This window comes from Neisseria sp. P0014.S009 (genome assembly GCF_051958155.1).
Classification (GTDB): Bacteria; Pseudomonadota; Gammaproteobacteria; order Burkholderiales; family Neisseriaceae; genus Neisseria; species Neisseria flavescens_C.
The window spans coordinates 1-503 of sequence record NZ_JBQCVS010000044.1 but is presented as its reverse complement, the minus strand read 5'-3'; the positions used below and the strand labels follow the sequence as shown (position 1 = coordinate 503).

The 503-nt window shown below is 55.7% G+C and carries 1 pseudogene; it reads left to right on the top strand.

Annotation, left to right across the window (positions count from 1 at the left end):
- A pseudogene (locus ACTHS4_RS11575) lies at positions 1–503 on the top strand (hypothetical protein); the annotation flags it as partial.

Sequence of the window (503 nt, the reverse complement as noted above, 5' to 3'; positions counted from 1 at the left end):
AGCAACAACTACGCATTGGGCGACACCATCAATGTCAAAGGCGACAGCAACATCATCAGCGAAACCGTAGCCGGTGGCGCACAGCTGAAACTGGCCAAAGACATCACCGTTGACAGCGTCACCGCAGGCAACAGCAAACTGAATACAGACGGCCTCACCATTACCGGTGGCCCGAGTGTGATCAAGTCAGGCATCAATGCCGCCGGCAACAAGATCACCAACGTTGCCGCCGGTACCGATGACAACGACGCCGTCAACTACAGCCAGCTGAAACAGCAAAGCGCCGCCGCCCGTACCGAAGTACGTGCCGGTACCAACATCAAAGACGTGGTTAAAACCGTCGACACCAACGGCCAAGACGTTTACACCGTCAACGCCAAAGGCACGACTGCGAGCGCCGGTTCGAGCAAATTGACTGTTACCGCCGCTGAAAAGGCCGACAACGTGACCGACTACAGCATCGACTTGGCTGATAACACCAAAGCCGAAATCCAAAAAGGCGT